The sequence below is a fragment of the Staphylococcus sp. AC872 genome (genome assembly GCF_979255425.1).
This window is the reverse complement of record NZ_CEEDKW010000037.1, coordinates 1-380: the sequence shown is the minus strand read 5'-3', so window position 1 is coordinate 380 and position 380 is coordinate 1. Positions and strand designations below refer to the sequence as shown.

General features: G+C 63.7%; 1 protein-coding gene. It reads left to right on the top strand.

Features of this window, described 5'->3' with window-relative positions:
* The coding region (locus ACZ267_RS12815; RefSeq protein ID WP_463680339.1) for a hypothetical protein at positions 1 to 380 on the top strand (380 nt) is incomplete at both ends.

Here is a 380-nt window from a genome sequence, read left to right as displayed (position 1 = left end):
GCGCGTGATGAACTTCGAGGACGGCGGCGCCGTGACCGTGACCCAGGACACCTCCCTGGAGGACGGCACCCTGATCTACAAGGTGAAGCTCCGCGGCACCAACTTCCCTCCTGACGGCCCCGTAATGCAGAAGAAGACAATGGGCTGGGAAGCGTCCACCGAGCGGTTGTACCCCGAGGACGGCGTGCTGAAGGGCGACATTAAGATGGCCCTGCGCCTGAAGGACGGCGGCCGCTACCTGGCGGACTTCAAGACCACCTACAAGGCCAAGAAGCCCGTGCAGATGCCCGGCGCCTACAACGTCGACCGCAAGTTGGACATCACCTCCCACAACGAGGACTACACCGTGGTGGAACAGTACGAACGCTCCGAGGGCCGCC